The organism is Caballeronia sp. LZ035, assembly GCF_031451175.1.
In the GTDB taxonomy this organism is placed as follows: Bacteria; Pseudomonadota; Gammaproteobacteria; order Burkholderiales; family Burkholderiaceae; genus Caballeronia.
This window is the reverse complement of record NZ_JARUXS010000001.1, coordinates 2,516,188-2,533,867: the sequence shown is the minus strand read 5'-3', so window position 1 is coordinate 2,533,867 and position 17,680 is coordinate 2,516,188. Positions and strand designations below refer to the sequence as shown.

At 63.7% G+C, this 17,680-nt stretch carries 13 protein-coding genes and 1 pseudogene; 13 read left to right on the top strand and 1 reads right to left on the bottom strand.

Annotation, left to right across the window (positions count from 1 at the left end):
- Window positions 1-122 precede the first annotated feature (122 nt).
- The 6 genes from QCE88_RS11835 to QCE88_RS11810 all read left to right on the top strand — a co-directional run bounded on the left by QCE88_RS11835 (window position 123) and on the right by QCE88_RS11810 (window position 9,021).
- A complete protein-coding gene (locus tag QCE88_RS11835) occupies window positions 123-1,769 on the top strand; it encodes a transglycosylase SLT domain-containing protein (protein ID WP_309902028.1) in 1,647 nt (548 codons plus the stop codon).
- Window positions 1,770-1,885: 116 nt separating this feature from the next.
- Window positions 1,886-3,136, top strand: coding sequence for an MFS transporter (locus QCE88_RS11830; RefSeq protein WP_409018083.1), 1,251 nt, complete (start codon window positions 1,886-1,888; stop codon window positions 3,134-3,136).
- Between the two features lie 346 nt (window positions 3,137-3,482).
- Entirely contained in the window at window positions 3,483-4,625 is a 1,143-nt protein-coding gene (gene carA / locus QCE88_RS11825) for a glutamine-hydrolyzing carbamoyl-phosphate synthase small subunit (RefSeq protein ID WP_309902026.1), read from the top strand.
- 33 nt (window positions 4,626-4,658) lie between these two features.
- Window positions 4,659-7,913, top strand: a complete 3,255-nt coding sequence (gene carB, locus QCE88_RS11820) for a carbamoyl-phosphate synthase large subunit (protein WP_309902024.1) — start codon at window positions 4,659-4,661, stop codon at window positions 7,911-7,913.
- A 116-nt stretch (window positions 7,914-8,029) separates the two neighbouring features.
- The gene (greA, locus tag QCE88_RS11815) at window positions 8,030-8,506 is read left to right on the top strand and encodes a transcription elongation factor GreA (RefSeq protein WP_309902022.1); all 477 of its coding nucleotides are present in this window, start codon (window positions 8,030-8,032) and stop codon (window positions 8,504-8,506) included.
- A complete protein-coding gene (locus tag QCE88_RS11810) occupies window positions 8,506-9,021 on the top strand; it encodes a DUF4149 domain-containing protein (protein ID WP_309902020.1) in 516 nt (171 codons plus the stop codon). Before greA ends, QCE88_RS11810 begins: the two co-directional genes overlap by 1 nt.
- A gap of 64 nt (window positions 9,022-9,085) precedes the next feature.
- Here QCE88_RS11810 and QCE88_RS11805 read toward each other — a convergent pair whose 3' ends face one another.
- Entirely contained in the window at window positions 9,086-9,625 is a 540-nt protein-coding gene (locus QCE88_RS11805; RefSeq protein ID WP_309902018.1) for a YhbY family RNA-binding protein, read from the bottom strand.
- 287 nt (window positions 9,626-9,912) lie between these two features.
- Between QCE88_RS11805 and QCE88_RS11800 the strand changes: the two genes are divergently transcribed.
- The 7 genes and pseudogenes from QCE88_RS11800 to pstA form a co-directional block, all read left to right on the top strand.
- Entirely contained in the window at window positions 9,913-10,575 is a 663-nt protein-coding gene (locus QCE88_RS11800; protein WP_309903546.1) for an RlmE family RNA methyltransferase, read from the top strand.
- Between the two features lie 186 nt (window positions 10,576-10,761).
- Entirely contained in the window at window positions 10,762-12,648 is a 1,887-nt protein-coding gene (gene ftsH / locus QCE88_RS11795; protein WP_309902015.1) for an ATP-dependent zinc metalloprotease FtsH, read from the top strand.
- A 194-nt stretch (window positions 12,649-12,842) separates the two neighbouring features.
- Window positions 12,843-13,643, top strand: coding sequence for a dihydropteroate synthase (gene folP / locus QCE88_RS11790; protein WP_309903545.1), 801 nt, complete (start codon window positions 12,843-12,845; stop codon window positions 13,641-13,643).
- Window positions 13,644-13,762: 119 nt separating this feature from the next.
- On the top strand, window positions 13,763-15,124 hold the full coding sequence (gene glmM, locus QCE88_RS11785; RefSeq protein WP_309902014.1) for a phosphoglucosamine mutase: 1,362 nt from the start codon (window positions 13,763-13,765) through the stop codon (window positions 15,122-15,124).
- Between the two features lie 219 nt (window positions 15,125-15,343).
- The gene (gene pstS / locus QCE88_RS11780) at window positions 15,344-16,375 is read left to right on the top strand and encodes a phosphate ABC transporter substrate-binding protein PstS (RefSeq protein ID WP_309902012.1); all 1,032 of its coding nucleotides are present in this window, start codon (window positions 15,344-15,346) and stop codon (window positions 16,373-16,375) included.
- A gap of 126 nt (window positions 16,376-16,501) precedes the next feature.
- Window positions 16,502-17,485, top strand: coding sequence for a phosphate ABC transporter permease PstC (gene pstC / locus QCE88_RS11775; protein ID WP_309902010.1), 984 nt, complete (start codon window positions 16,502-16,504; stop codon window positions 17,483-17,485).
- A pseudogene (gene pstA / locus QCE88_RS11770) lies at window positions 17,485-17,680 on the top strand (phosphate ABC transporter permease PtsA); the annotation flags it as partial. The gene pstC and the pseudogene pstA, both read left to right, overlap by 1 nt.

Sequence of the window (17,680 nt, the reverse complement as noted above, 5' to 3'; positions counted from 1 at the left end):
AACGCCAGTAGATCGCGGATTTTGCAGGGCTTTCGCGTGCGTTTTTATTGACGTCCTTGGTGTGGTTCCGTACCATCGGCTGCAAATTTCCAAGCCTCATTCTTTGGAAGCCGAGACGTTCCATGCGACTAATTCTTAGCGCGCTGTCCGTCCTGATGCTCGCCGCGTGCGCGAGCCAAGGGCCGACGGCGTCTGATCCTCTTGCCAACACACCCGCCACAGCTTCCGAGCAGCAACAGCAGAAAGTAGCCGATACCATCCGTCGCACCGCGGCCGCCAAGGAAACCATCGACGTCGACAAGACCCCGGTCACCTCGCTGGTCGGTTCCGCCGATCTCTGGACCCGCATCCGCGCGGGCTTCCAGATTCCCGATCTGCAGAGCGACCTGGTCGACATGCAGGTCAACTGGTACGCGCAGCGCCCGGACTACGTCGAGCGCATGACGGGGCGCTCGCAGAAATACCTGTATCACATCGTCGAGGAGCTCGAGCAGCGGCATATGCCGACCGAGCTGGCGCTGCTGCCGTTCATCGAATCGGCGTTCAATCCGCAGGCGCTGTCGGTGGCGAAGGCTGCCGGCATGTGGCAGTTCGTGCCGGGCACCGGCCGCGACTACAACCTCAAGCAGAACATGTGGCAGGACGAGCGCCGCGACGTGCTGGCCTCGACCAGCGCCGCGCTCGATTACCTCTCGCGTCTGCACGACATGTTCGGCGACTGGCATCTCGCGCTCGCCGCATACAACTGGGGCGAAGGCAACGTGCAGCGCGCGATCGCCCGGAACGAGGCCGCGGGGCTGCCGACCGACTATGAAAGTCTGCGCATGCCCAACGAAACCCGGAACTACGTGCCGAAGCTGCAGGCGGTGAAGAACATCGTCAGCAATCCGCAGATGTACGGGCTCACGCTGCCGGACATTCCGAATCACCCGTACTTCGTGACGGTCACCACCGCGCGCGACATCGACGTGACCATGGCCGCGAAGCTCGCCAGCATGAGCGTCGAGGAGTTCCGCTCGCTGAATCCGTCGTTTGCGAAGCCGGTGATTCTCGGCGCGACCAATCCGCAAATCCTGCTGCCGTTCGACAACGCCGCTTCGTTCCAGCGCAATCTGACGTCGTATTCGGGGCCGTTGTCGTCGTGGACCACGTACACCGTCACGGAGCGGGCGCGCCCCACTGCGATCGCCGAGAAGATCGGCGTGGACGCGGACACGCTGATGTCGGTCAACCGCATTCCGGCGGGCATGCGCCTGAAGCCGGGCTCGACGATCGTCGTGCCGCGCACCGATGACGACGACGAGGACATCAGTGCCGATGTCGCCGCGAACGCGACGCTGGCCGTCGAGCGCGACGTGCCCGACACGCGCCGGCTCGTGATCCGCGTGCGTCGCAAGCAGTCTGTGTCGACGCTGGCCGACCGCTACGACGTCTCCACCTCGCAGGTGAAATCGTGGAACCGCACGCGCGGCGACATGTTCATGCCGGGGCAAGTGGTCGTGCTGCACGTGCCGTACGGCCGTCCGGTGCCGGCCGAGCCGGGTCCGGTGCGCGTCGAAACGGTGGCGGCGTCGAGCCGTTCTTCGGGCGGGGTGTCGAAGATCGGCACGCGCGTGCCGGAATCGAAGTCGCGCGGCAAGGCGCCTGCCCACGCGTCGGGCAAGGTGACCAAGGTGTCGGCGGCGCCCGCAGCCAAACCGGCCGCAGCCAAGACCACCACGACTACCAAGCACGCCGCCGCGAGCACGAAGACCAGCAAGAAGAAGTAGCGTCGGGCGCCAGTCGCCGGGGCGCTATCCCACGCCGTCACCAAGGTGACGGCGTTTTCTTTTGCCGGCCCCGATTAAACTGGCGGTCCAGAAGAATCAGGAAAACCCGGTTCCACATGCTGTCCTCCGTTCGACTTCGCGTCTTCTTCCTGTTTGCCGCCGGCTATTTCGTCTCGTACGTGTTTCGCGGCGTCAATCTCGGCTTCGCCCCGTTGATTACCCACGATCTCGGCCTCTCCGCCGCCGATCTCGGGCTGCTGACGTCGCTGTATTTCATCGGCTTCGCGGCCGCGCAGATTCCCGTCGGCGTGCTGCTCGATCACTTCGGACCGCGCCGCGTTACGGCCGGCATGCTGGTGTTCGCGGCGGCGGGCATCGGCGTGTTCGGCGCGGCGCACGGCATCGCCGGGCTGATGATCGGGCGGCTGTTGATCGGCGTCGGTGTGTCGGTGTGCTTGAGCGCGGCCTTCAAGGCGTCCGCGCAACACTTCGCGCTCGCCCGCCTGCCGATGGTGAACGGCTTCACGATGGCCGTTGGCGGCCTGGGCGGCGTCGTGGTCGGGGCGCCGCTGGCGTCGCTGCTGCACGTCGCGACGTGGCGGGAAGTGTGCTTCGGCCTCGTGGCGTTCACGCTCGTGGTCGCCGCGGCGATCCTGCTGTGCGCGCCGGCCAGGGCGGAAACCGACCCGCACCAGCGCGCCGACGTCATCACGCAGTTCCGCGGCACCTGGAGCATTCTGAAGAGCGCCGTGTTCTGGAAGCTTGCGTCGTTTTCGGTCGTCACGCAGGGCGTCTTCTTCGCGATGCAGTCGCTGTGGATCCGCCCCTTTCTGCTCGACGTGATGGATCTCGCGCCCGCGCATGCCGCGGCACTGGTGTCGGTGCTCGGTCTCGCGATGATGCTCGGCTGCGTCGGTTTCGGCGTGGCCGCGCGCGGCATGGAGCGGCGGGGCGTGTCGGTGTACGCGTTCTGCGGCACCGGCATGGTGCTGTACGTCGCCACGCAGATCCTGATGGTGCTGCGCGTGCCGCTGCCGCCGTCCGTCCTGCTCGCGGCGTACGGTTTTTTCGGCGGCACGGGCATCCTGAGCTACGCAGTCGCCGCGGAATATTTCGCGCCGCACCTGATCGGGCGGGTGCATACCACGCTGACGCTCGTGATCTTCCTGTTGATCTTCGGCTTCCAGGTTGGCGTCGGCGCGATGCTGTCGCTGTGGCATGCCGACGGCGGCCGCTATCCGGCGGCGGCGCACGTCACCGTATGGATCGGGCTGATCGCGCTGCAGGCGGCGAGTGCGGTCTGGTACTTCCTGCCAGGCCGGACCATGCGCAAGGACGACGCTGAAGCGCCTCAGCCGCTCTCCTGACGGCGCTCGTTTCCATAGCCGGAAGCTTTCGGAATCTGGCGAAGATGGCCGTTCCACGCTATACTTCGAAGGTTTGAGCATTTCAACCCGCACCCTAGCGCCTACCTCCCATTCACCGTCGTTCGCTGCGCCAGCCAGCGCGCGCCGCACGCCGCCCTTCGCCTGCTTCGAAACCCCGCTTGCCCCGCGCGAGCGAGCCGGTCCAAGCCGCGATGCGCGCCTCGCGAGCCGCCGCCGTCACTGTGCGAAGGAAACCCGCGCGCCTTGAGTCATTCGGGCAGCGGGAAGCCAAGCCTGAATTTCGGACAGACAGGTCGGTAACAGGGTGTTCCCCAAGGAGCTTCCCGTGTTGCCGTCATTTTCCCCCGCACTACTCGCACTTGCCGACGGCACGGTCTTTCGTGGTCAATCGATCGGCGCGCCCGGTTCGACGATCGGCGAAGTGGTCTTCAACACCGCCATCACCGGCTATCAGGAAATCCTCACGGATCCCAGCTACGCCCGCCAGATCGTCACGTTGACCTACCCGCACATCGGCAACTACGGCGTCAACGCCGAGGACGTCGAAGCCACCAAAGTCCATGCCGCCGGCCTCATCATTCGCGACCTGCCGGTGCTCGCCTCCAACTTCCGCTCCGAACAGACGCTCGCCGACTATCTGAAGGCGCAAGGCGTCGTCGCCATCTCGGGCATCGACACCCGCAAGCTCACGCGTATCCTGCGCGAGAAGGGCGCCCAGAACGGCTGCATTCTCGCGGGCAGCGATGACGAAGCGAAGGCACTCGGCCTCGCGCGCTCGTTCCCGGGTCTCGCGGGCATGGACCTCGCGAAGGTCGTGTCGACCGAGAAGAGCTATGAATGGACCCAGACCGAATGGCGTCTGGGCAGCGGCTACGGCAAGCAGGAAGCGCCGAAATTCCGCGTCGTCGCATTCGACTACGGCGTCAAGTACAACATCCTGCGCATGCTCGCCGAGCGCGGCTGCCACGTGACCGTGCTGCCTGCGCAATCCACGGCCGCCGACGCGCTCGCGCTCAACCCGGACGGCATCTTCCTGTCGAACGGCCCGGGCGACCCGGAACCGTGCGACTACGCGATTGCCGCGACGCGCGAGTTCATCGCGAAGGGCATTCCCACCTTTGGCATCTGTCTCGGCCATCAGATCATGGGCCTCGCGGTCGGCGCGAAGACCATGAAGATGAAGACCGGCCATCATGGCGCGAACCATCCGGTGAAGGACATGGACGACGGCCGCGTGGTGATCACGTCGCAGAACCATGGCTTCGCAGTCGATGCCACGACGCTGCCCGCCAACGCCAAGGTCACGCACGTCTCGCTGTTCGACGGCACGCTGCAGGGCTTCGCCCTCACCGACAAGCCCGCGTTCTGCTTCCAGGGCCACCCGGAAGCGTCGCCCGGCCCGCACGACATCGCGTATCTGTTCGACCGCTTCATCAAGCTGATGGAAGCGCAGAAGGTCGCAGCCTAAGAACAGAACACCGAATACACACAGAGCACAGTTATGCCGAAGCGCACAGACATCAAGAGCATTCTCATCATCGGCGCGGGCCCGATCATCATCGGCCAGGCGTGCGAGTTCGACTATTCGGGCGCGCAGGCCTGCAAGGCGCTGAGGGAAGAGGGCTACAAGGTCATTCTCGTCAACAGCAATCCCGCGACGATCATGACCGACCCGAACACGGCCGACGTCACCTACATCGAGCCGATTACGTGGGAAGTGGTCGAGCGCATCATCGCGAAGGAGCGTCCGGACGCGATCCTGCCGACCATGGGCGGACAGACCGCGCTCAACTGCGCGCTGGACCTGTTCCATCACGGCGTGCTGGAAAAGTACAAGGTCGAATTGATCGGCGCGTCGCCGGAAGCCATCGACAAGGCGGAAGACCGCCAGAAGTTCAAGGAAGCGATGACGAAGATCGGCCTCGGGTCGGCCAAGTCGGGCATCGCGCATTCGATGGAAGAAGCGCTCACCGTGCAGGCGCAGATCGCCGAGGCCACGGGCAGCGGCGGTTATCCCACGGTGATCCGTCCGTCGTTCACGCTGGGCGGCTCGGGCGGTGGCATCGCGTATAACAAGGAAGAGTTCGAAGAGATCTGCCGTCGCGGTCTCGATCTCTCGCCGACGCGCGAACTGCTGATCGAAGAGTCGCTGCTGGGCTGGAAAGAGTACGAGATGGAAGTGGTCCGCGACCGCGCGGACAACTGCATCATCGTCTGCTCCATCGAAAACCTCGACCCGATGGGTGTGCACACCGGCGACTCCATCACCGTCGCGCCCGCGCAGACGCTCACCGACAAAGAGTATCAAGTGCTGCGTAACGCGTCGCTCGCGGTGCTGCGCGAGATCGGCGTGGATACAGGCGGCTCGAACGTGCAGTTCGCGATCAACCCGAAGGACGGCCGCATGGTCGTCATCGAGATGAATCCGCGCGTGTCGCGTTCGTCGGCACTGGCGTCGAAGGCCACCGGTTTCCCGATCGCCAAGGTCGCCGCGAAGCTCGCCTGCGGCTATACGCTCGACGAACTGAAGAACGAAATCACCGGCGGCCAGACGCCGGCATCGTTCGAACCGACCATCGACTATGTCGTGACGAAGGTGCCGCGCTTCGCGTTCGAGAAATTCCGTGAAGCCGATTCGCGCCTGACGACGCAGATGAAGTCGGTCGGCGAAGTGATGGCCATGGGCCGCACGTTCCAGGAATCGTTTCAGAAAGCCTTGCGCGGTCTGGAAGTCGGCGTCGACGGTCTCGATGAAAAGACCACGAGCCGCGACGAAGTGATTCGCGAGATCGGCGAGCCGGGTCCGGACCGCATCTGGTATCTCGGCGACGCGTTCCGTCTCGGCCTGACGATGGAAGAGATCTTCGAAGAGACGTCCATCGACCCTTGGTTCCTCGCGCAGATCGAGCAGATCATTCTGAAGGAGAAGGCGCTCGAAGGCCGCACGCTCGACAGCCTCACGCGCGATGAACTGCTGTACCTGAAGAAGAGCGGCTTCTCGGACCGGCGTCTCGCGAGGCTCACCGGCTCGAATCAAACCGACGTGCGCAAGAAGCGTCACGCACTCAAGGTGCGTCCGGTCTACAAGCGAGTCGACACGTGCGCGGCCGAGTTCGCGACCAAGACCGCCTACATGTACTCGACCTACGAGGAAGAGTGCGAAGCGAACCCGACGGACAAGAAAAAGATCATGGTGCTGGGCGGCGGTCCGAACCGGATCGGGCAGGGCATCGAGTTCGACTATTGCTGCGTGCATGCCGCGCTCGCGATGCGCGAGGACGGCTATGAAACCATCATGGTCAACTGCAACCCGGAAACCGTGTCGACCGACTACGACACGTCCGACCGCCTGTACTTCGAGTCGCTGACGCTCGAAGACGTGCTCGAGATCGTCGACCTGGAAAAGCCGGTTGGCGTGATCGTCCAGTACGGCGGCCAGACGCCGCTCAAGCTCGCACTCGATCTCGAAGCGAACGGCGTGCCGATCATCGGTACGTCGCCGGACATGATCGACGCAGCCGAAGACCGCGAACGCTTCCAGAAGCTGCTGCAGGATCTCGAACTGCGCCAGCCGCCCAACCGCACCGCGCGCGCCGAAGATGAAGCGCTCAAGCTGGCCGAGGAAATCGGTTATCCGCTGGTGGTGCGTCCGTCGTATGTGCTCGGCGGCCGCGCGATGGAAATCGTCCACGAGCCGCGCGACCTCGAACGCTATATGCGCGAGGCCGTGAAGGTATCGAACGATTCGCCGGTGCTGCTCGACCGCTTCCTCAACGACGCGATCGAATGCGATGTCGACTGCATCTCCGACGGTGACGACGTGTTCATCGGCGGCGTGATGGAGCACATCGAGCAGGCGGGCGTGCACTCGGGCGATTCGGCCTGTTCGCTGCCGCCGTACTCGCTGTCGAAAGAAACCGTCGATGAACTGAAGCGCCAGACTGCCGCCATGGCGAAGGCGCTGAATGTGATTGGCCTGATGAACGTGCAGTTCGCCATCCAGCAAGTGCCGCAGGAAGACGGCTCGAAGCAGGACATCATCTACGTGCTGGAAGTGAATCCGCGCGCGTCGCGCACGGTGCCGTACGTGTCGAAGGCCACCGGCCTGCCGCTCGCGAAGATCGCTGCGCGCGCGATGGTCGGTCAGAAGCTGAAGCAACAAGGCGTGACGAAGGAAGTCATTCCGCCGTACTACAGCGTCAAGGAAGCCGTGTTCCCGTTCGTCAAGTTCCCGGCGGTCGATCCGGTGCTCGGACCGGAAATGCGCTCGACCGGCGAAGTGATGGGCGTGGGCCGCACGTTCGGCGAAGCGCTCTTCAAGTCGCAGCTCGCGGCGGGTTCGCGTCTGCCGGAGTCCGGCACGGTGCTGCTGACCGTGATGGACGCCGACAAGCCGAAGGCCGTCGAAGTCGCGCAGATGCTGCACGAACTCGGCTATCCGATCGTTGCGACCAAGGGCACGGCGGCAGCGATTGCTGCGGCGGGCGTACCGGTGAAGGTCGTCAACAAGGTGAAGGACGGCCGTCCGCACATCGTCGACATGATCAAGAACGGGGAAATCGCGCTGGTGTTCACCACCGTCGACGAAACGCGCGCGGCCATCGCCGACTCGCGCTCCATCCGCATGAGCGCGCAGGCCAACAAGGTGACGTACTACACGACCATGTCGGGCGCGCGCGCCGCCGTGGAGGGTCTGCGTTACCTCCGCGATTTGGAAGTCTATGATTTACAAGGCCTGCATGCTCGCCTAAACTAAGGCTTCGATTACAGGTCCAAGCCTCACGAGCCGCGGTTAAGCGGTGTCCTCCCGCCAAGGGGGATGCGCTTAACCGCGGTAATTTTTTTACGGCTGTTTTTGTTTGTGGGTTGTCTATGAGCACGATTCCTTTGACGAAGCGCGGCGCGGAGCTGCTGCGCGACGAATTGCAACGCCTGAAGGCTGTCGAGCGTCCGGCAGTCATCACCGCCATCGCCGAAGCGCGCGCGCAGGGCGATCTGTCGGAAAACGCGGAATACGATGCCGCGAAAGAAAAGCAGGGCTTCATCGAGGGCCGCATCGCGGATCTGGAGTCGAAGCTTGCCGCGGCGCAAGTGATTGACCCGACGCAAGTGGAAGCCGAAGGCCGCGTGGTCTTCGGCGCAACCGTCGAACTGGAAGATCTGGCGTCGGGCGATACGGTCACGTATCAGATCGTCGGCGACGACGAAGCCGATCTCGATCACGGTCTCATCTCGGTCAGTTCGCCCATTGCGCGGGCACTGATCTCGAAGTCCGAGGGCGATGTCGCGGCCGTGCAGGCGCCGAGCGGCGCGCGCGAATACGAAATCATTGCCGTGCGCTACGTCTGATGGCGCACCGGGTCTTTCGCCTCGTTTCCATGGTGTGGGTCGGCAGCCTGCTGACCCTCGGCCTCATTGCAGCGCCGGTCCTGTTCTCGATGCTGGATCGAACCGAGGCCGGCTCCGTGGCCGCGCAGCTCTTTCGCATCGAAGCGATCATCGGCGTGGTGAGCGCACTGGTGCTCATCCTGATCGGCAATCGCTATGTGAAGAGCGGCATCGTCGATTACAGGCGCGTGCGCTGGATTGTCGCCATGATGCTGCTGTGCGTGCTGATTGGGTATTTCGGCCTGCAGCCGTTCATGAACTCGCTGCGCATGGCCGCGCAGGAAGCCGGCACCGACCTCGCGAACTCGCCGTATGCAAAGCAGTTCGGCGTGCTGCACGGTATCTCCAGCGCGATCTATCTGATCGAATGCCTGTTCGGCATTGCGCTCGTCTGGCGCTTGCCGGGAGCGGCGCCGGTGGCCATCGTGCCGAAGAACAAGTCGGCGAAGATGGCCGCGAAACGCGCGCGCAGCTGACTTTATTCACGCCCGCCGGGTTCGCGCGGCGCGTGTGCTTCACAAGAAGCGCACGCGCCGTTCATCATTTCGACGATTGATGTTGACGCTTCGTGCTCGGCTGGCGCTTCTTCGCGCGCTTGACGTTGCCGCCCGCTGTCACGCGTTCGTTGCCCAGCACTTTCAGGGTTTGTTTTTTCGGCTTTTTGAAGGCCGGTGCGTCGCGCGAGATCTTCACCGCCTTGACGATGCGCGGCGCGCGGCCCTTGGTTTCACGCTCGGCGGCTTCGCCCGCGCTCGGCGGCATGGTGCTGCGGGTGCGGGTGACGCGGCTCTTCTGCGGCGCTGCGCCTTCGGGCCGCCAGACCACCAGCAGCTTGCCGATATGCTGGATCGGCGCGGCGTTCAGGCGATCGCAGATTTCGTCGTAGACCGCGACGCGTGCTTCGCGTTCGTCGCCGAAGACGCGCACCTTGATGAGTTGATGCGCCTCGAGGTGGACGTTGATTTCCTTGAGCACGGCATCGGTCAGACCCTCCGCGCCGACGAGCACGACGGGCTTGAGCGCATGGGCCTGGGAGCGCAGATCGGAGCGCTCGGCGGGGGAGAGTGTCAGGGCTGGCATGAGAAAATAGGGACTCGACTAAAATGTGGGCGGCCGGGTAACACGTAGCGGCACGTGCGCGGTTGCGACGATTCGACGCGATTCCTGACTGAGAACGCATGACGCGCGCCGTCGCCCACCATAAAACAAAACAGGCCGGAAGCGGGGTTTTGGAACGCGTGAGCGCCCAAGGACCGGTCCGGCCAGCAAGCCGCGTATTATCCGCTAAAAGCATCACGCGATGCAGCAAAATACGCACCGGGCGTGCAGCGCGCTTTCGTCGCTGGCGCCACCTCACTTTCGTTTCAATGGCAAAAAACCGTTTCAATCATTCGTGGCTGCACGACCACATCAACGATCCCTACGTGAAGATGGCGCAGCGGGAAGGTTATCGCGCGCGCGCCGCGTACAAGCTCAAGGAGATCGACGAACAGGACAAACTCATCAAGCCGGGCATGGTGATCGTCGATCTGGGCTCGACGCCCGGCAGCTGGAGCCAGTACGCGCGCAACAAGCTTGCGCAAGGCTCGAAGCGCGACGCCGAGCGCCAGGGCGGCATCGACGGCACGATCATCGCGCTCGATATCCTGCCGATGGACCCCATCTCCGACGTCACGTTCCTCCAAGGCGACTTCCGTGAAGACGAAGTGCTCGCGCAACTCGCGGAATTGGTCGGCGAGCGTCAGGTGGACCTTGTTATTTCAGACATGGCCCCCAACCTCTCTGGTGTTGCGAGCGCGGATGCGGCTCGCATCGAACATCTCTGCGATCTGGCGCTGGAGTTCTCCCAGAATCATCTGAAACCGGAAGGTGCCTTGCTGGTCAAATGTTTTCATGGCAGCGGCTATAGTCAGATTGTCGAGAAGTTCAAGCACCAGTTCAAAGTGGTGGCGCCGCGCAAACCCAAGGCGTCTCGCGACAAATCGTCGGAGACATTCATCCTGGGGCGCCGGCTCAAGCATCCGGGCTGATCGGGCTCCTTAAACAAAATCGGCGAATAAGAGCGAGATATTCGCCGATTATGCCGAAAACATTGCCCCTGCCGCTATTTTTGCGGTAGTTAAACCTTATGGCAGGGGTTAGCGGTCTGGATTAGAATGCTTTGGTGGCGCCGCAAGGTTTATGTAGGCGCCCGTCTATGAGTGAGGAGTGGTGCTTTGAACAACAATATGTTCTCTAAGGCGGCAGTGTGGCTCGTGATCGCACTGGTGCTGTTCACGGTGTTCAAGCAGTTCGACAAGCCACGCGTGCAGGAAGGGGTGTCCTATTCGCAGTTCATGGACGACGCGAAAGCCGGCAAAGTCAAGAACGTCACCGTTCAGGGCCGCAATCTCACGGTGACTCCGGCAGATGGCCAGAAGTACCAGATCGTGTCGCCGGGCGACATCTGGATGGTCGGCGATCTCATGAAATACGGCGTTCAGGTCAGCGGCAAGGCTGACGACGAACCCAACGCCCTCGTTTCCGCGCTGTACTACCTCGGACCGACGATCCTGATCATCGGTTTCTGGTTCTACATGATGCGGCAGATGCAGGGGGGCGGCAAAGGCGGGGCGTTTTCATTCGGCAAGTCGCGAGCGCGGCTGATCGACGAGAACAACAACGCGATCAATTTCACCGACGTCGCGGGCTGCGACGAAGCCAAGGAAGAAGTGTCCGAGCTGGTGGACTTCCTGCGTGATCCGCAGAAGTTCCAGAAGCTGGGCGGGCGCATTCCACGCGGCGTGCTGCTGGTCGGCCCTCCGGGTACCGGCAAGACGCTGCTGGCACGCGCCATCGCCGGCGAGGCGAAGGTGCCGTTCTTCAGCATTTCGGGTTCTGACTTCGTGGAAATGTTCGTCGGCGTGGGCGCGGCCCGGGTCCGCGACATGTTCGAGCAGGCCAAGAAGCATGCGCCGTGCATCGTGTTCATCGACGAAATCGACGCTGTCGGCCGTCATCGCGGCGCAGGCATGGGCGGCGGCAACGACGAGCGCGAACAGACGCTGAACCAGATGCTGGTCGAGATGGACGGTTTCGAGGCGAACTCGGGCGTCATCGTGATCGCTGCCACCAACCGTTCCGACGTGCTCGACAAGGCGCTGCTGCGTCCGGGCCGCTTCGACCGCCAGGTGTATGTCGGTCTGCCGGATATCCGCGGTCGCGAGCACATCATGAAGGTGCATCTGCGCAAGGTGCCGATCGCCAACGACGTCGACGCTTCGGTCATCGCGCGCGGCACGCCGGGCTTCTCGGGTGCGGATCTCGCGAACCTCGTGAACGAAGCCGCGCTGTTCGCGGCGCGCCGCGGCAAGCGCATCGTCGAGATGCAGGATTTCGAAGACGCGAAGGACAAGATCTTCATGGGTCCGGAGCGCAAGTCGGCTGTCATGCGCGAGGAAGAGCGCCGCAACACGGCGTATCACGAGTCGGGCCACGCCGTGGTGGCGAAGCTGCTGCCGCATGCCGACCCGGTCCACAAGGTCACCATCATGCCGCGCGGCTGGGCACTGGGCGTCACCTGGCAGTTGCCGGAACATGACCGCGTGAACCTGTACCGCGACAAGATGCTGGAAGAAATCGCCATTCTGTTCGGCGGCCGCGCAGCCGAGGAAGTGTTCCTGAATTCGATGTCCACGGGCGCCTCCAACGACTTCGAACGCGCAACCAAGATGGCGCGCGACATGGTGACGCGTTACGGCATGTCCGATGTGCTCGGCACGATGGTCTACGTCGATACCGAAGAAAACGGCATGTTCGGCAAGATGGGCGCGAAGTCGGTGTCCGAGGCTACGCAGCAGAAGGTCGACGCGGAAATCCGCCGCATCCTCGACGAGCAATATGCGCTCGCCCGCAGGCTGCTCGAAGACAACCGCGCAAGAGTCGAAGCCATGACGAAGGCGCTGCTCGAATGGGAAACCATCGACGCTGACCAGATCACCGACATCATGTCGGATCGTCCGCCGCGTCCGCCGAAGAACCTGCCGCCGCCGTCGGGCGACACGCCTCCGGGCGGCAGCAGCGGCACCGAGGTCAAGCCGGGCAACGCGCCGGCCACGGCCTGAGTTTCACGCTTCCGTTGATGGGCCGGTGTGCATTGCACGCCGGCCCATTTTCAATTTCAGGGCACGAAATGCAGTCCTTTCCTTCGCCTGTTTTGTCCTGGCCACCCAGCTTGAGCAACTTGCACGCATCTTCACCGTCAGCCGAACCGCTGCAATGCGGCCGCTTCGTGCTGCGCTTCGAACGCCCGCTCGTCATGGGCATTCTCAACGTCACGCCGGATTCCTTCTCGGACGGCGGTCGCTTCCTGTCGCGTGAAGACGCGCTGTCTCGCGCCGAGAAAATGCTCGCCGATGGTGCCGACATGATCGACATCGGTGGCGAATCGACCCGGCCCGGCGCGCCGCCAGTGCCGCTCGACGAGGAACTGGAGCGCGTGGTGCCGCTCGTCGAGGCCTTGCGCGCGGTCAACGTGCCGCTTTCCGTCGATACCTACAAGCCCGCCGTCATGCGGGCCGTGCTCGATGCCGGCGCGGACATGATCAACGACATCTGGGGCCTGCGTCAGGAAGGCGCGCTCGACGCCGTGAAGGACAGCAAGTGCGGCCTGTGCGTGATGCACATGCTCGGCGAACCACGCACGATGCAGGTCCACGAGCCGTTCTATCAGGATGTCGTCGCGGACGTACGCGACTTCTTCGAAACGCGCCTGGCGGCGCTCGACAACGCAGGCATCGCGGCTTCGCGGATCGCGCTCGATCCCGGCTACGGTTTCGGCAAGACGGTGGCGCATAATTACGCGCTGCTCGCTCATCTGCGCGAAACATTGCCTTCCGGCACGAATGTTCCGCTGCTCGCCGGCATGTCGCGCAAGTCGATGCTGGGTGCCGTCACCGGCCGCGGCGCCGGCGAACGCCTCGCGGCGAGTATCGCCGCGGCCGTCTGCGCGGCGGAACGGGGCGCGGCGATCATCCGGGTCCACGACGTCGCTGAAACCGTCGATGCTCTCAAGGTCTGGCAGGCCACTCACGAGGCCACGTCCCGCAGGCATGATTGACAGCGGGCTTCGATCGGCAAGGATCACGGTGCAGGCGCGCGCACCGGTTTAGAACGAACGTCAACATATCCGCGGGCCTATAACAGGCGCCATATGTCCGCGAGGAGGGTCAAGCAACAATGGCACGTCAATATTTCGGCACGGACGGTGTGCGGGGGCGCGTAGGCGTAGCTCCGATTACGCCTGATTTCGTCCTCAAGCTCGGCTACGCAGCGGGCAAAGTGCTCGCCGGCGCGGATCGCGCGCATTCCAGGAAAGGCAATCGTCCTACGGTGCTGATCGGCAAGGACACGCGCGTCTCCGGCTACATGCTGGAAGCGGCGCTCGAATCGGGCTTCTCGGCCGCGGGCGTCGACGTGATGCTGGCCGGCCCGATGCCGACGCCCGGCGTCGCCTACCTGACGCGGGCGTTGCGGCTGTCGGCGGGCGTGGTGATCAGCGCATCGCACAATCCGTACAACGACAACGGCATCAAGTTCTTCTCGGCGGACGGCAACAAGCTGCCCGACGAAGTCGAGCTGCTGATCGAGCAACAACTCGAGCAACCGATGGAATGCGCGCCCTCCGAGCGTCTCGGCAAGGCACGGCGGCTGGACGACGCCGGCGGCCGTTACATCGAGTTCTGCAAGAGCACGTTTCCCGCGAGCTTCGACCTGCGCGGGCTCAAGCTCGTCGTCGATTGCGCCCATGGCGCCGCCTATGACGTCGCGCCGCATGTCTTCCACGAACTCGGCGCGGAAGTGGTGTCGATCGGCGTCGCGCCGAACGGCTTCAACATCAACGACGGCGTCGGCGCCACCGCGCCCGACGCGCTCGTCCGCGCGGTGCTGGAGCACAAGGCCGATCTCGGCATTGCGCTCGACGGTGACGCCGACCGCGTGCAGATCGTCGATTCGACCGGCCGGCTCTACAACGGCGACGAGCTGCTCTACGTGCTCGTCAAGGACCGCATCGCGACCGACGGCCAGGTGCAAGGCGCGGTCGGCACGCTGATGACCAACATGGCCGTCGAAGTCGCGCTGAAGGACGCGGGCGTGCAGTTCGTGCGCGCCGCGGTGGGCGACCGCTACGTGCTCGAAAAGCTGCGCGAAAACGGCTGGCAACTGGGCGCTGAAGGCTCGGGCCACATCCTGTCGCTGGACCGCCATTCGACCGGCGACGGCATTGTCTCGGCGCTGCTGGTGCTGGCGGCGATCCAGCGCAGCGGCAAGTCGCTGGCCGAACTGCTCGACGGCGTCAGTCTGTTCCCGCAAAAACTGATCAACGTCCGCATGAGCGCCGGCGCGGACTGGAAAAGCAGCGAGGCAATTCGTCGCGCGGTGGAGCAAGCCGAGCGTTCCCTCGAATCGCACGGGCGGGTCTTGATTCGCGCGTCCGGCACTGAACCGGTCCTGCGCGTGATGGTGGAAGCCGCCGCGCAACAGGACGCCGTTCAGCACGCGGAAACGATTGCTCAGGTGGTGAAGGAAGCGACTTCGTGAGCGTTTACTGAAACTTGTCACATTTCGCTAAAAGCGGGCGCATGCCCGCTTTTTTATTTGCGATCAATCATTTGACAAATTGACAACCGGCCGACTTTCAATGCGTAAGCGGAATGACACGCGGCCTTCACGATTAGTCATATTACTGTCACGAACTCCTCCTATATTTCGCCTGTCGTCTCAACGCACACGACACACGCTCACTACTGGAGATCAAGAATGAAATTGATGCACACCGCGCTGGCCGGACTGATTGGTGCACTCTTCGCCGTTTCTGCCCAAGCAGCCGACCTCACCGGCGCGGGTTCCACCTTCGCAGCCCCGATCTACACGAAGTGGGCGGACGCCTACCAGAAGTCCGGCGGCGGCAAGGTGAACTACCAGGGCATCGGCTCGTCGGGCGGGATCAAGCAGATCATCGCCAAGACGGTGGATTTCGCCGGTTCGGACGCTCCGCTGAAGGACGACGAACTGGCCAAGGACGGCCTGTTCCAGTTCCCGACGGTGGTGGGCGGCGTTGTGCCGGTGATCAACGTGCCGGGCGTCAAGGCCGGTGAAGTCACGCTGTCGGGCCAGCTGCTCGGCGACATCTACCTCGGCAAGATCAAGAAGTGGAACGACCCGGCGATCGTCGCGCTGAACCCGAAGGCGAAGCTGCCGGATACGGACATCGCCGTGGTCCGCCGCGCCGATGGTTCGGGCACCAGCTTCATCTGGACGAACTACCTGTCGAAGGTCAACGCAGACTGGAAGTCGAAGGTCGGCGAAGGCTCGACGGTGAACTGGCCGACGGGTACGGGCGGCAAGGGCAATGACGGCGTCGCGGCCTTCGTGCAGCGTCTGCCGGGCGCGATCGGCTACGTGGAATGGGCCTACGCCAAGCAAAACAAGATGACCTACGTCGGCATGAAGAACTCGGCGGGCACGGTGGTCGAGCCGAAGACGGACACGTTCAAGGCCGCTGCTGCGGGCGCGGACTGGTCGAAGTCGTTCTACCAGATCCTGACGGACGAGCCGGGCAAGAACGCATGGCCGATCGTCGGCGCAACGTTCGTGCTGCTGCACGCCACGCAGGACAAGCCGGCGCAAGGCACGGAAACGCTGAAGTTCTTCGACTGGGCGTTCAAGAACGGCGGTCAGGCTGCCAACGAACTCGACTACATCTCGCTGCCGGATTCGGTCGTCGCCGAAATCAAGACGCAATGGAAGGCGAAGGTCAAGGACGCTTCGGGCAAGGCTGTCGCAGAGTAAGCAGGCACCTGCCGTTTGAAACTGTCCTAAGCTGTTGAGGCGGCGGACAGACAGCAGCAAAGCAAGCCGCGCGGCAGGTCGAAAGGCCTGTCGCGCGGTCTGACACGTAGCGAAACCAAGGCTCCCATGTCGGACATCAACTTATCGTCGGCTGTGCCGGCAGCGCACACCCAGCGCGCGCCCAGCCCGCTCGGCGACCTCATTTTCGGCGGCGTGACGCGGCTTGCAGCCGTCATCACGCTGCTTCTCCTGGGCGGCATTATCGTTTCGCTGCTCGTCGCGTCGATGCCGACCATCCAGAAGTTCGGCCTGTCGTTTCTCTGGCGTGCCGAGTGGGATCCACCCAGCGAGTCTTTCGGCGCGCTCGTGCCCATCTACGGCACGATCGCGACCTCGCTGATCGCGCTCATCATCGCCGTGCCGGTGAGCTTCGGCATCGCGCTGTTCCTGACCGAACTCTCGCCCGCGTGGCTGCGCCGTCCGCTCGGCGTCGCCATCGAACTGCTGGCCGCGATCCCGTCGATCGTCTACGGCATGTGGGGCCTGCTCGTGTTCGCGCCGATCTTCGCCGAATACTTCGAGAAGCCGCTCGGCAAGCTGCTTGGCGGCGTGCCCGTGATCGGCATGTTCTTCCAGGGGCCGCCAATCGGCATCGGCATCCTGTGCGCCGGCGTGATCCTCGCGATCATGATCATTCCATACATCGCCTCCGTGATGCGCGACGTCTTCGAAGTCACGCCCGTGCTGCTGAAGGAATCGGCGTATGGCATCGGCTGCACGACCTGGGAAGTGATGTGGAAGATCGTGCTGCCCTACACGCGTGCCGGTGTGATCGGCGGCGTGATGCTCGGCCTCGGCCGTGCGCTCGGCGAAACCATGGCGGTCACCTTCGTGATCGGCAACACCAACCTGCTCGACAACGTCTCGTTGTTCTCGCCCGGCAACAGCATCACCTCGGCGCTCGCCAACGAGTTCGCTGAAGCGAGCCCGGGCCTGCACACGTCGGCGCTGATGGAACTCGGTCTGATTCTGTTCGTGATCACCTTCTTCGTACTCGCGCTCTCCAAGCTGATGCTGCTGCGCATGGAACGCGGGGAGGGCCGTAAATAATGAGCCGTCCCGCTACGTTCAATCAGGATCCGGCGCGCCTCCAGGCAACCCGCCAGAAACTGCAAAGCCGCCGCCGCGGCACCAATGCGATTGCGCTGACGATGTCGCTCGCGGCCATGGCCTTCGGTCTGCTGTGGCTCGTGTGGATTCTCTCCACGACGCGCAAGCTCGGCATCGGCGGGCTGTCGCTGGATC